The organism is Buchnera aphidicola (Aphis aurantii), assembly GCF_039388985.1.
In the GTDB taxonomy this organism is placed as follows: Bacteria; Pseudomonadota; Gammaproteobacteria; order Enterobacterales; family Enterobacteriaceae; genus Buchnera; species Buchnera aphidicola_BL.
Window position 1 is genome coordinate 330,465 of the sequence record NZ_CP135021.1, and the last position, 13,463, is coordinate 343,927.

General features: G+C 25.7%; 13 protein-coding genes and 1 pseudogene. 6 read left to right on the forward strand and 8 right to left on the reverse strand.

What is annotated here, in order from left to right:
- Positions 1 to 15: 15 nt before the first annotated feature.
- The 4 genes from sucB to RJT32_RS01535 all read left to right on the forward strand — a co-directional run bounded on the left by sucB (position 16) and on the right by RJT32_RS01535 (position 4,266).
- Positions 16 to 1,230 carry a dihydrolipoyllysine-residue succinyltransferase gene (gene sucB / locus RJT32_RS01520; RefSeq protein ID WP_343153995.1) on the forward strand — a complete coding sequence of 405 codons (1,215 nt, stop codon included), beginning with the start codon at positions 16 to 18 and terminating at the stop codon, positions 1,228 to 1,230.
- A 236-nt stretch (positions 1,231 to 1,466) separates the two neighbouring features.
- A complete protein-coding gene (gpmA, locus tag RJT32_RS01525) occupies positions 1,467 to 2,156 on the forward strand; it encodes a 2,3-diphosphoglycerate-dependent phosphoglycerate mutase (protein WP_343153996.1) in 690 nt (229 codons plus the stop codon).
- Between the two features lie 262 nt (positions 2,157 to 2,418).
- Positions 2,419 to 3,381 carry a 6-phosphofructokinase gene (pfkA, locus tag RJT32_RS01530; RefSeq protein WP_343153997.1) on the forward strand — a complete coding sequence of 321 codons (963 nt, stop codon included), beginning with the start codon at positions 2,419 to 2,421 and terminating at the stop codon, positions 3,379 to 3,381.
- A 96-nt stretch (positions 3,382 to 3,477) separates the two neighbouring features.
- A complete protein-coding gene (locus RJT32_RS01535; protein ID WP_343153998.1) occupies positions 3,478 to 4,266 on the forward strand; it encodes an MIP/aquaporin family protein in 789 nt (262 codons plus the stop codon).
- Here the strand turns inward: RJT32_RS01535 and tpiA are convergent, their stop codons facing one another.
- From tpiA to serS, 8 genes and pseudogenes are all read right to left on the reverse strand, one after another.
- Positions 4,267 to 5,037, reverse strand: coding sequence for a triose-phosphate isomerase (tpiA, locus tag RJT32_RS01540; RefSeq protein ID WP_343153999.1), 771 nt, complete (start codon positions 5,035 to 5,037; stop codon positions 4,267 to 4,269).
- A 108-nt stretch (positions 5,038 to 5,145) separates the two neighbouring features.
- A pseudogene (ihfB, locus tag RJT32_RS01545) lies at positions 5,146 to 5,429 on the reverse strand (integration host factor subunit beta).
- Positions 5,430 to 5,504: 75 nt separating this feature from the next.
- Positions 5,505 to 7,181, reverse strand: a complete 1,677-nt coding sequence (rpsA, locus tag RJT32_RS01550; RefSeq protein ID WP_343154000.1) for a 30S ribosomal protein S1 — start codon at positions 7,179 to 7,181, stop codon at positions 5,505 to 5,507.
- A 132-nt stretch (positions 7,182 to 7,313) separates the two neighbouring features.
- A complete protein-coding gene (gene cmk, locus RJT32_RS01555) occupies positions 7,314 to 7,736 on the reverse strand; it encodes a (d)CMP kinase (RefSeq protein WP_343154526.1) in 423 nt (140 codons plus the stop codon).
- 1 nt (position 7,737) lies between these two features.
- Positions 7,738 to 7,962, reverse strand: coding sequence for a (d)CMP kinase (locus RJT32_RS01560; protein ID WP_343154001.1), 225 nt, complete (start codon positions 7,960 to 7,962; stop codon positions 7,738 to 7,740).
- Positions 7,963 to 8,033: 71 nt separating this feature from the next.
- Positions 8,034 to 9,317 (reverse strand): 3-phosphoshikimate 1-carboxyvinyltransferase, encoded by a 1,284-nt coding sequence (aroA, locus tag RJT32_RS01565; protein WP_343154002.1) that lies wholly within the window; start codon positions 9,315 to 9,317, stop codon positions 8,034 to 8,036.
- A 44-nt stretch (positions 9,318 to 9,361) separates the two neighbouring features.
- Positions 9,362 to 10,447, reverse strand: coding sequence for a 3-phosphoserine/phosphohydroxythreonine transaminase (serC, locus tag RJT32_RS01570; protein ID WP_343154003.1), 1,086 nt, complete (start codon positions 10,445 to 10,447; stop codon positions 9,362 to 9,364).
- Between the two features lie 33 nt (positions 10,448 to 10,480).
- Positions 10,481 to 11,764, reverse strand: coding sequence for a serine--tRNA ligase (serS, locus tag RJT32_RS01575; protein ID WP_343154004.1), 1,284 nt, complete (start codon positions 11,762 to 11,764; stop codon positions 10,481 to 10,483).
- A 275-nt stretch (positions 11,765 to 12,039) separates the two neighbouring features.
- On the opposite strand from serS, the gene trxB reads away from it, so the two are divergent.
- On the forward strand, positions 12,040 to 12,999 hold the full coding sequence (gene trxB, locus RJT32_RS01580; protein ID WP_343154005.1) for a thioredoxin-disulfide reductase: 960 nt from the start codon (positions 12,040 to 12,042) through the stop codon (positions 12,997 to 12,999).
- Between the two features lie 96 nt (positions 13,000 to 13,095).
- Positions 13,096 to 13,314 carry a translation initiation factor IF-1 gene (gene infA, locus RJT32_RS01585; RefSeq protein ID WP_343154006.1) on the forward strand — a complete coding sequence of 73 codons (219 nt, stop codon included), beginning with the start codon at positions 13,096 to 13,098 and terminating at the stop codon, positions 13,312 to 13,314.
- The last annotated feature ends 149 nt before the right edge of the window (positions 13,315 to 13,463 follow it).

The window sequence follows — 13,463 nt, forward strand, 5'->3', positions numbered from 1 at the left end:
ATAATAGGAATAAAAATGAACATAATTAATATTCTTGTTCCAGATCTACCAGAATCTGTCAGCGATGCAACAATAGCAAAATGGCATAAAAAAAGAGGAGATATAGTATATTGTGATGAAAATATAGTTGATCTTGAAACAGATAAAATAATGTTAGAGATATCATCTCCATGTAATGGGATATTAAATATTATTTCAGAAAATGAAGGTGCCATTGTTAAATCGAACCAAATAATAGGCAATATTACTAAATCAAATAACATTGAAAAAAAAAAAATAGATACAACAATAAAAGAAAATATCACTTCCATAAATCAAATCAAAATTCCTAATAAAAATAAATATATTAATATTACCTCAAATAAATATTCGAAAAGTCATTTGACTCCTTCAGCTAGACGATTTGCAAAAATTAACAATATTGATCAATACTCTATTGCACCTAGAAAACTCAATGCTATATTTAGGAAACAAGATATCGAAAAAAACATTACAAAAAATTATGATTCAAATAATATTTTGAGCAATTCAAGTAATGAATATAGAGTTAAAATGACTAGATTGCGTCAAAAAATAGCAGAAAGATTATTAGAAACAAAAAACAATACTGCTATGCTTACTACTTTTAATGAAGTAAATATGGAATCAATTATTTCTTTTCGACAAAAATATAATGAAGCTTTTGAACAAAAATACAATGTACGTATTGGATTTATGTCTTTTTTTGTAAAAGCAGTAGTAGAAGCATTAAAAGCTTTTCCAGAAATCAACGCTACCATTGACAAAACAGATATTATATTTTATAAAAATTTTAATATTAGCATTGCTGTTTCAACACCGAGAGGTTTAATCACACCAGTTTTAAAAGATGCCGATAAAATGTCTATGGCAGATATAGAAAAAAAAATAAAAGAATTTTCTATAAAAAGTTTAAATAACAAAATAAAATTAGAAGAATTAATTGGAGGGCAATTTACTATAACTAATGGTGGTATTTTTGGATCTTTAATGTCTACGCCCATTATAAATCCACCTCAATCTGCTATATTAGGAATGCATGCTATCAAAGAACGACCAATGGCAGTAAATGGAAAAATTAAAATTCTTCCAATGATGTATTTAGCATTATCTTATGATCATCGTTTAATTGATGGAAAAGAATCTGTAAGTTTTTTAAATACAATAAAAAATATATTAGAAGATTTTAATCGGATTTTAATTAATATTTAAGAAAATTTAAAGCTTTATTATATTAAAAGTACAGTATTTAAAAATACTACACTGTACTTTTATTCATATATTTTATTTAAATGTTTTTTATCTTCAGTATTATATTTCATATTTTAAACATAAAATATATTTTATTTTAAAGAAATAATGACATACTAATAAAAATTGATTAAAATATTTTTATAAAACATATATCTTATGTATATATTTTAGCATAAAACATCAAGGACTAAATAATGAACAAAGTAGTCTTAATTAGACATGGTGAAAGTGAATGGAACAAATTAAATAAATTTACTGGATGGCATGACGCAGAACTCAGTCAAAACGGAAAAATTGAAGCTAAAAACGCAGGTTTTTTATTAAAAAAAGAAAAATTTTTTTTTAATTATGCACATACTTCGATGTTAAAAAGAGCAATATATACTTTGCAATATATTTTAAAAATATTAAATCAACCTTGGATACCAGTTAAAAAATCATGGCGTTTAAACGAAAGACACTATGGTATGTTGGAAGGATTTAATAAAAATGAAATACTTCAAAAGTATGGTCATGAACAAGTTCTTTTATGGAGACGAAGTTTTCACGTTAACCCTCCTATAATAGATATCAAAGATAAACGTTTTCCAGGCAATGATATACGTTATGCTAATATTGATACTAATAAACTTCCTAGAGGAGAAAGTTTAGAAAAAACAATACAAAGAGTTATTCCTTATTGGGATCAGTTTATTTATCCGCAATTAAAAGAAAAAAAAAATATACTCATTGTAGCTCATGGAAATTCATTAAGAGCATTAATGAAATATTTAAATAAAATCAATGATAAAAAAATCATAGAATTAGAAATTCCAACTGCTGTTCCAATTATTTTAGAATTCAATGAGAAATACATTCCTACTAAATGGTATTATTTAAAATAAATTATTTAAAATACATTTTCGACGTAAAACCAATAAATATATAAAATATTTTATCTCTTATCCCACACAGAGAAGATATACCTTTGAAAAAAAATATATATTTAAACTATATAATAAAATTTAGTTAAAATTTTTTAATGTTTTTAATTCTCAATTTCAATATAAAATTAATATATTATTTAAAAATATTTAATAAAAATGTATTTTAAAATATTAAACATATAAAAAATAGTTTTTTATAGTAGTTAAAAACGAGATGATTATGATTAAAAGAATTGGAGTATTAACCAGTGGTGGCGATGCTCCTGGTATGAACGCAGCAATTAGGGGAGTAGTAAGAACAGCATTAAGTAAAAAATTAGAAATATTTGGAATTTATGATGGATATTTAGGATTGTATCAAAATCGAATGATAAAACTGGATAGATATAGTGTATCGGATATGATTAATCGAGGTGGCACCTTTCTTGGTTCTGCTAGATTTTCTGATTTTTGTAAAAATGAAGTACGAAATATAGCTATTAACAATTTAAAACAAAGAAAAATAGATGCACTTGTTGTTATTGGAGGTGATGGATCTTATATAGGGGCTCAAAAATTAACCAAAATGGGTATGCCATGTATTAGCATTCCAGGTACAATAGATAATGATGTAGCCGGAACTGACTATACAATTGGTTATTTTACTGCTTTAGAAACAGTCGTTGAAGCTATCGATAGACTAAGGGATACATCTTCATCTCACCAACGTATTTCTATTGTGGAAGTTATGGGAAGATACTGTGGAGATTTGACATTAGCCGCTGCTATTGCAGGTGGTTGTGAGTTTATCGTTCTTCCAGAAATAAAATATTCTAAAGAAGAATTAGTATTAGAAATAAAAGCAGGAATTGAAAAAGGAAAAAAACACGCAATAGTTGCAATTACAGAATATATATGTGATGTAGAAGAATTAGCTAAATATATTGAAAAGAAAACTCATCGTGAAACTAGAGCAACTATATTAGGTCATATTCAAAGAGGCGGCGCCCCAGTAGTATATGATCGTATACTAGCGTCTAGAATGGGTGCTTATTCTGTAGAGTTATTAATGAAAGGTTATCAGGGTAAATGCGTAGGCGTACAAAATGAAAAAATGGTATTTAACGATATAACAAATGCGTTGAAAAATATGAAGCGCACTTTTAAAAAAGATTGGTTAATTACCGCTAAAAAACTTTATTAATATAAAATTAGTGCCGGTTCTTCCGGCGCTCTAAATGTTAAATTTTATTATTTACTTAAAATTTTTTAATAATAAAATTATATAGGTATTTAAATAATGAACATATGTAGTAAAAAAAATATATTTCAACAATGCATCGTTGAATTTTTAGGAACAGGTTTAATAATATTTTTAGGAGTTGGATGTTTAGCCGCCTCAAAATTAACAAATATTCATTTTAATCAATATGAAACAAGTATTATGTGGGGGTGTGCAGTTTCTTTCTCAATTTATTTGAGTTTTTCAATATCCGGTGCTCATTTAAATCCGGCTATTACTATTTTTTTTTGGTTATTTTATAAATTTAATAAAAAAAAAGTAATTCCTTATATTATTTCTCAAGTCTCTGGTTCTTTTTTTTTTACAATATTAATATATTATATATACTATAATAAATTGATAGCTTTTGAGCGTAAATACAACATTTTAAGAGGAACCAAAGAAAGTATTGAATTAGCTTCAATTTTTTGTGTTTATCCTAAAAAAAATTATACTTTTATAAATGATTTAATAATACAAATTATTATTTCAATAATTTTTATTATTATACTTATGGGAATTAACAAAAAAAATTATTTTTGTGTTATTCAAAAAAAATTTAATCCATGTTTAATAGGGATATTAGTTACAATTCTTCATGTATCTTTAGGTGCGTCATATAATATTACTTTAAATCCTGCGCATGATTTAGGTCCTAGAATATTTTTAAGTTTAACAGGATGGAAAAAAATAGCTTTTTATACTTCAAATAATAATTATTTCCCATATTTTTTAATACCTACTATTGCACCAATTTTAGGTATAAATTTAGGTGGTTGGATTTATAAAAAATTTATAGATAATTAACTATTTTAATGAAATATTATTTGCTATTTCAAGAATGTTAAAAAATTCCTCATATATTAAAGAAGCACTACCAACTAATAAACCATCAATATCAGGTTGTTCTAAAAAACTTTTAGCATTCTTAGAATTAACAGAACCACCATATTGAATAATTATGTTTTGTTGATTCTTTATATTACATTCATTAATATAATCTTTTATAAATTTATGTATTAATTGAACGTATATAGGGTCTGCTGAGACGCCAGTTCCAATAGCCCAAATAGGCTCATATGCTATAATCGTATTTTCGAACGCTTTTTCTCCAAATTTTTCAAGAATCATATTTAATTGATTTCTTAAAATTTCTTTGGTTTTATTTTGTTTTTTTTCGGTTTCACTTTCTCCTATGCATAAAATAGGAATTAAATTCAACTCTTTAATTAAACCAAATTTTTGTGTAATTAATTTGTTATTTTCACCATGGAAATATCGTCTTTCAGAATGACCAACAATAACATATTTAACGCCGATGTCTTTTAACATTAATATAGATGTTTCACCTGTAAAAGCACCTTGTTTATTTACATCTACATTTTGAGCACCAAGAAAAATATTAATATCTTTTATATCTCTATACACTCTTTCAAGATATATTGTTGAAGGAGCAATTACAACAGTATTACATTTTAAATAAAGCGAAATTTTTAATTTTACATACTCTAAAAAATTAGAAATAGTTTGAATATTACCGTTTAATTTCCAATTTGCTACAATAATTTTTTTTTTCATTTTAGTGTTCTTTAAGAATATTTAAATGATATTAAATATAATACATTATAGAAACTAAGTTTTTTATAATATATTGACTTAGTTTCTAAAAATAGAATATTAAATATTTTATTTATATATATTAGCTCGATTTCTTAATTGCTTACCTGGTTTAAAGTAAGGCACGTGTTTTCCACTCAATTGAACTATTTCTCCAGTTTTAGGATTCCGACCTATACGAGAAGTTCTATAATGCAAAGAAAAGCTTCCAAATCCTCGAATTTCAATGCGATTTCCATTAGCTAAAGCACAAGACATCTGTTCTAGAATTTCCTTTATAGCAAGTTCTATTACTTTATTTTCAATATGAATTTTTTTTTTGCAATTCTTTCGAATAATTCTGACTTTGTCATATATCCTCTATTTTAAAAATTCATTTACTTTATACAATTAACTATTATAAACGTATTATGCACTTTTTTAATTAATTATTCAGTATTTTGAGCAGCTTTAAAAGCCTCAGTCATTACATTAGAAAATTTTTCATCATTTTGTTTATTATTTGATTTATTTTTTATATCTTTTTTATTGTCATTATTATCTGCAATATGAATATTCAAATTAACATTTCTATTTTTTCGATCAAAATTAGATATTTTTACTAAAATATTATCATTAATTTTAAATGTTTCAATAAATTCCGCATATTGCATAGAAGAATCTGAAAATTTAATATTTCCATCAATACCTTCTGATAAGTTTAAAATAACTTGTTTATTATCAACAGATTTAATTTTTCCATTAACTACCATTCCTTTTTTAAAATTCGCGATATATGTATTAAAAGGATCTTCTTCCAATTGTTTAATACCTAACGAAATACGTTCTCTTTCTGCATCCACTTGTAACACTACCGCTGAAATTTCATCACCTTTTTTATAATTTTTTACTGCTTCTTCGCCGGAAATTTTCCAAGAGATATCAGATAAATGAACTAATCCATCAATACCTCCTTTTAAACCGATAAAAATACCAAAATCTGTAATAGATTTGATTTTACCAGCAACATGAACTCCTTTTTTATGAGTTTCAGAAAACTCCTGCCACGGATTAATTTTGCATTGTTTTAATCCAAGTGAAATTCGACGTCGATCTTCATCAATATCTAAAACTATAACATCTACTATATCATTCACAACAACCACTTTAGAAGGATGAATATTTTTGTTAGTCCAATCCATTTCTGACACATGCACCAAACCTTCTACACCCTCTTCAATTTCAACAAAACAACCATAATCTGTAAGATTTGTGACACGACCACTTAATTTAACACCCTCAGGATAACGTGTAGAAATAGCTATCCATGGATCTTCGCCTAATTGTTTTAGCCCTAAAGATACACGTGTTTTTTCTTTATCAAATTTCAAAATTTTAACATAAATCTCATCACCAACATTTACTACTTCGCTAGGATGTTTTACTCTTTTCCACGCCATGTCTGTTATGTGCAACAATCCATCTACACCTCCTAAATCTACAAAAGCTCCATAATCTGTAAGATTTTTTACAATGCCTTTAATTTTTATTCCTTCTTGCAAGTTTTCCAGCAACTGATTTCTTTCAGCACTGTTTTCTGATTCAATAACAGCTCTACGTGAAACAACTACATTATTTCTTTTTTGATCTAATTTTATTACCTTAAATTCTAATTCTTTTCCTTCAAGATGAATAGTTTCTCGAATAGGTCTAATATCTACTAAGGAACCGGGTAAAAATGCTCGTATATCATTTAATTCAACAGTAAAACCACCTTTCACCTTGCCATTAATAATACCAGTTACCGTCTTAGATGTCTCATGTGCTTGTTCTAAAACTAACCAAGCTTCATGTCTTTTTGCTTTCTCACGAGATAAAAGTGTTTCTCCAAATCCATCTTCGATAGCATCTAAAGCAACATCAACATAATCTCCAACTTTTACATCAACTAAACCTTGAGAATTTTTAAATTGTTCTAATGGTATTGCAGATTCAGATTTAAGACCAGCATCAACTAAAATTGTATCTTTTTCTATGGCAACAATAACTCCCCGAATAATAGAACCAGGACGTGTTTTAATTTCTTTTAGTGATTCTTCAAATAATTGAGCAAAAGATTCATTCATATTAATAATATTAAAAAATTTTTATTAATGTTCATTTTAACTTCATGCTAAAATGAGCTTGTTTGATATATCTTATAATAATCCTTATTATAGAGTTGATTTTTTAGTATTTAGATTTTAAATTTATAGAAATCATATAACTATTTTTTTTTTAATTTCTTTCATAGAATATTCAATTACTTCAGAAAGTTTCATATTAGTAGAATTTAATATTATAGCATCTTTTGACGGGTATAAAGGAGAAATTAATCGATTTTGATCACGTTCATCACGATTTTTTAATTGTTGAAATAATTCTTGATAATTAATGGATAATCCTATTTTTTTAAGCTGTTGTATTCTTCGATATACACGAGTTTCTAAATTAGCATTTAAAAAAAATTTAATAATAGCGTCTGGAAATACTACAGTGCCCATATCTCTTCCTTCTGCTATTAAACCAGGAAATTTACGAAAATATCTTTGTTGATAAAGTAAAAATTTTCTAATTTTAGGATAAGTAGCTAATTTAGAAGCTATTTCTCCAACTATTTGACAATGAATTACTTTAGAAATTTTATTTTTTTTTTAATAAAGAAAAATCTAAATTTTTTAAAAAACAAACTATATTTTTTTCAATAATAGGAATATTTTTTTTTAATATCATTACTGCTAATAATCTATATATTACACCAGATTCTAGAATATACCAATTTAATTTGTTTGCTATGATATTACATAAAGTACTTTTTCCAACCCCACTAGGGCCATCAATTGTAATTACAGGAATATTTTTTTTCATATTTTTATATAATCTACTTTAAATAAAAAATTTTATTTATTAAATATTTTTTCAACGAAAAATGTGTATTATTAATTTTTACAAATTGTCAAAAAATCTTGAAAATATTCTGGATAAGTTTTAATTACACAATTTGGATCCATTATTTTAACACCTACATCAGATAAACATAACAACGAAAAACACATTGCCATACGATGATCGTTGTACGTATTAATTTCAGAAAAATTGAAATTATTAGGAGGAGTAATAGATAAAAAATCTTTTCCTTCTTTAACTATTGCGCCTACTTTTTTTAATTCATTTGTCATAGCAGATAATCGATCTGTTTCTTTAACTCTCCAATTGTATATATTTCTTATAATAGTCGTTCCTTTAGAAAATAAAGCTACTATAGCAACAGTCATTGCTGCATCAGGAATATCATTCATATCCAAATCTATTGCTGTTAATGTGTTTTTAGTAGATATTATAAAAGAATCTCCCCAATTAATAATTGCTCCCATTTTTTCAAGAACACTAGCAAATTTTACATCACCTTGAATGCTTTTTTTTCCTACCCCAATAACTTTAACAGATCCACCTTTTATTGCGGAAGCAGCTAAAAAATAAGAGGCTGAAGAAGCATCTCCTTCAATTGTATAATTACCTGGTGTTTGATATTCCTGATTACCTTCAATATAAAAAACGGAATACGTATCATGCTTGATATATACACCAAATAATTTTATTAAATTTATTGTGATATCTATATATGGTTTAGAAACTAAATTTCCTTTTATAAATATAGTTGTATTTTTTATGGCCAAAGGAGCAACTATTAATAATGATGTTAAAAATTGACTAGAAATAGTTCCATTTAATATAATTGAACCACCTATAAAACCACCTTTAATCAAAATTGGAGGATAACCTAAATTATTTTTATATTCGATAATTGCGCCACCCTGTTGTAAAGCATTCACAAGATGTTTAATAGGTCTTTCATTCATTCTATTATTTCCAGTTAATATCACATCATTTTTATATAATGAAAATACAGAAAGAAGCGGTCTCATAGCTGTTCCTGCATTACCTAGAAATAATGAAATAGAATTAGAGACTTTAAATGACTGATGATTACCTGTAATATGACAAATTTTATTTCCATCTGATAAAGAATAAAAAATACCTATTTTTTTTAACGCAGATAACATATATTGAGTATCTTCACTATCTAACAAATTATGAAGAGTGGTTACACCATTAGCTAAGGATGATAATAATAACGCTCTATTTGATATACTTTTTGATCCAGGTAAATTAATTACACCATCTATATAAGACACTGGTTTCATTTGTAAAAATTTTTGCATAATACACATACACTCTTTTAAAATAGAAAATAAAATATAATTTTTTATCCGTATTTTTTTTCAAAAAATAACATAAATTTTGCTAATTTTTTCACGCCTTCAAGTGGCATAGCATTGTAAATTGAAGCACGTATACCACCAACTATAAAATGTCCTTTTAAAGCATATAAACCAAAATTTTCTGATTCTTTTAAAAAAATTGAATTTAACTTTGAATCAAATAAATGAAATACCACGTTCATCTGAGATCGGTTTTCTTTATTAATATTATTAATATAAAAATTACTGTTGTCTATAATCTGATATAACATATCTGATTTTTCTTTATTTAATTTTTCAATTTCTTTTACCCCACCTTGTTTTTTAAGCCACTTAAAAACTAAACCTGACAAATACCAAGAAAATGTAGGTGGTGTGTTAAACATTGAATTATGTTGGTTTATAATATGATAATTTAAAATAGATGGACATAATTTAGAAGCATATCCTATTAAATCTTTTCTAATAATAATAATAGTAATACCCGAAGGACCAATGTTTTTTTGAGCACTAGCGTAAATAACCCCATATTTGTTAATATCAACTGAACGAGATAAAATAAATGATGAAAAATCTCCAATGATTATTTTATTTTTAAAATTAGGTTCTTCATATAATGATAATCCATCTATAGTTTCATTAGGGCAATAATGAACATATGCAGAATCATCATTAATATTCCATTGATCAGGTTTTAAAAGATAGGTTCTTTGATTCTTTACTTTTCTAATAAATATATTTTCAGAATTACAATATTTTTGTGATTCTAAAAATGCAGAATTAGACCAATAACCGCTATTAATATAATCAGCCTTTGAAAACTTACCCAATAAATTCATAGGAATTGCGGAAAATTGACCTCTAGCTCCTCCTTGGCAAAATAATATTTTATAAGCATCTGATATATTCAATAAATCTTTTAAATCTTTTTCTGCTTCTCTAACAACTTGACAAAAATTTTCAGTTCGATGACTAATCTCCATAACAGAACATCCTAAATTTTTCCAATTTTTTAGTTCTTTTTTAGCTTTACACAGAACAGTTTCAGGTATCATAGCTGGCCCAGCACTAAAATTATAAATTAAATTCATTGTTGCACACCAATAATTTATTGTTACATATAATTAGCTGATAAACTGCATATCTTTCATATATTTTGTTTGTAATATTTTTGGAATTTTTACCCGACCATCTTCTTCTTGATAATTTTCTAATATTGCCGCAAGTGTTCTACTGATAGCTAAACCAGAACCATTTAACGTATGTACAAAATGATTATTTTTTTCAACTTTTTTTCGATATCGAGTTTTCATACGACGAGCTTGAAAATCACCCATATTTGAACAAGATGAAATTTCTCGATATTTATTTTGAGAAGGAAACCATACTTCTAAATCATATGTTTTAGTTGAAGCAAAACTCATTTCTCCCGCGCATAATAAAACTTTTCTATATGGAAGCTCTAAAAGTTGTAAAATTTTTTCCGCATGATTAGTCAAGATTTCTAATGTTTCCATAGATAACTCGGGTTTAACAATTTGAACTAATTCTACTTTATCAAATTGATGTAAACGAATTAAACCTTTAACATCACGCCCATAGGAAGAAGCTTCGGACCTGAAACAAGGAGTATAAGCAGTTAACATAATAGGCAAATTTTTTTCATCTAATATCTGGTTCCGAAACAAATTAGTTAAAGGCACTTCTGCTGTTGGTATTAAAATATATTTTTTTTTATTCACAGTATTAATATGGAATAAATCATCACTAAATTTAGGTAATTGCCCCGTTCCATATAATGCATCATGATTTACCAAGTATGGAACATATGTTTCTACATATCCATGATGAGTAGTATGAACATCTAACATAAATTGGCTTAATGCTCTATGCAAAAGCGCAATATTTCCTTTCATAACAACAAATCTTGATCCTGATATATTCACTGCAGATTTCCAATCCATTTGATTAAGTTTATTACCTATTTCTACATGATCTCGAACAACAAAATTATATTTTTTTTTATCACCCCAATATTTTATTTCTTTATTATGATTAGGAGTAGATCCTTCTGGTACATCATCAGACGGAATATTAGGTATAGAAAGAGCAAGGTTATAAATTTTTTCTTTTAAAAAATTAAATTGATTTTTTAATATATCTAAATTTCGGTTAGATTTAATAATTTTATTTTTTAAATTTTCATTATTTTCTTTAGAAATTTTTGATTTTCTGAATAAATTTGATAACAACTTATGTTGATATTGTAAATGTTCAGTTTGAACTTGTAATTTTTTTCTTTTATTTTCCATTTCAGATATTAATGAAACATCTAACTTAAAACCTTTTTTAGATAATTTTTCTGCAACTAAAAATAGTTCTTTTCGTAATAAATAAGGATTTAACATAATTTTATATCTTTTAAATTAAAATGATAACATTTTGGCTATTGTTTAATGATGTTTGATAACTAACAATTTTTATATATATTTTATATACTATACTATTTTATATAGTAATTTTTGAATTATAATTTCTATATTAATATATAATATTTACTTAAATATTAGATTAACTAAAATTAAATAACAAAATTTTATATCAATTAATATATTATAGTTTACAAAGCAACAAAAATCATTGTAATGATAAATTTAAAGTTTTTGTTATGAAAAGGAACAACATGAAAACTGTAAAACATACTAAAGTCATTATTTTAGGATCAGGACCGGCAGGATATACTGCTGCTATATATGCATCAAGAGCAAACTTGAATCCTCTATTAATTACTGGAGATAATAAAGGAGGTCAGTTAATGAATACTAATGAAATTGAAAACTGGCCAGGAGATAAACATCAAATTACTGGTTCAGAATTAATGCATCGTATGTATGAACATGCAGTCAAATATAAAACAGAAATTATATCTGATAAAATAATTTCGGTAGAATTTAATAAAAATCCATTTTTTTTGTTAGGCGAAAAAAAACAATACACAGCTAATTCAGTAATTATTGCGACTGGTTCAAATCCTCGCTATTTAGGATTAGATTCAGAAGCGAAATTTAAAGGAAAAGGTGTCTCTACTTGTGCTATATGCGATGGTTTTTTTTATAAAGATAAAGAAATTGCAGTAGTTGGAGGGGGTAACACTGCAATAGAAGAAACATTATACTTGTCAAATTTTGCAAAAAAAATACATTTAATACATCGTAAAAACAATTTCAAGGCAGAAAAAATATTAGTCAATCGATTATTAGAATTCGTAAAAAATGGAAAAGTTATACTTTATTTGAATCATACTATACAAGAAATATTCGGAAATATCTTAGGCGTTACACATTTAATAATTAACAATATTAAATCTACAAAACATATTCAAAAAAAAATCATTGTATCTGGGTTGTTTGTTGCAATAGGACATGTTCCTAATACAGATATTTTTGTAAATAAATTAGAAATAGAAAATGGTTATATTAAAATCAAAAAAGAACAGCATGGTAATTATACACAAACAAGTATCCCTGGTATTTTCGCGGCAGGTGATGTTTCAGATCATGTATATAAACAAGCAATTACATCTGCCGCCAGTGGTTGCATGGCAGCGATAGATAGCGAACGTTATTTGAATATTTTTAATTAAAAATCATGCTTTATCATATTCATAAAACATACTAGTCAAAATGACTAGTATCAGTTATAATTTAAATATAAATTTTTTATTATTTTAGAGAAAAAAATGTCTAAAGAAGATAATATTGAAATGCAAGGAATAGTAATCGATACATTGCCAAATACAATGTTTCGTGTAGAATTAGAAAATAAACATATTATTACTGCGCATATTTCAGGAAAAATGCGAAAAAATTATATTAGAATACTTACAGGTGATAAAGTCACTATTGAATTAACACCATATGATTTAACAAAAGGAAGAATTATTTTTAGAAGTCGTTAATTTATATGAATTTTTAAAATTTATTATTTTTTAAAAACTACAATAATTCTCTAAAAATTATAAATTGAAATTTTTTCATCATCTCTTCTAAAAATTAATTTTATAAAACACCATAAAACTAATACTATAACAAATATTTTTAAAAAATA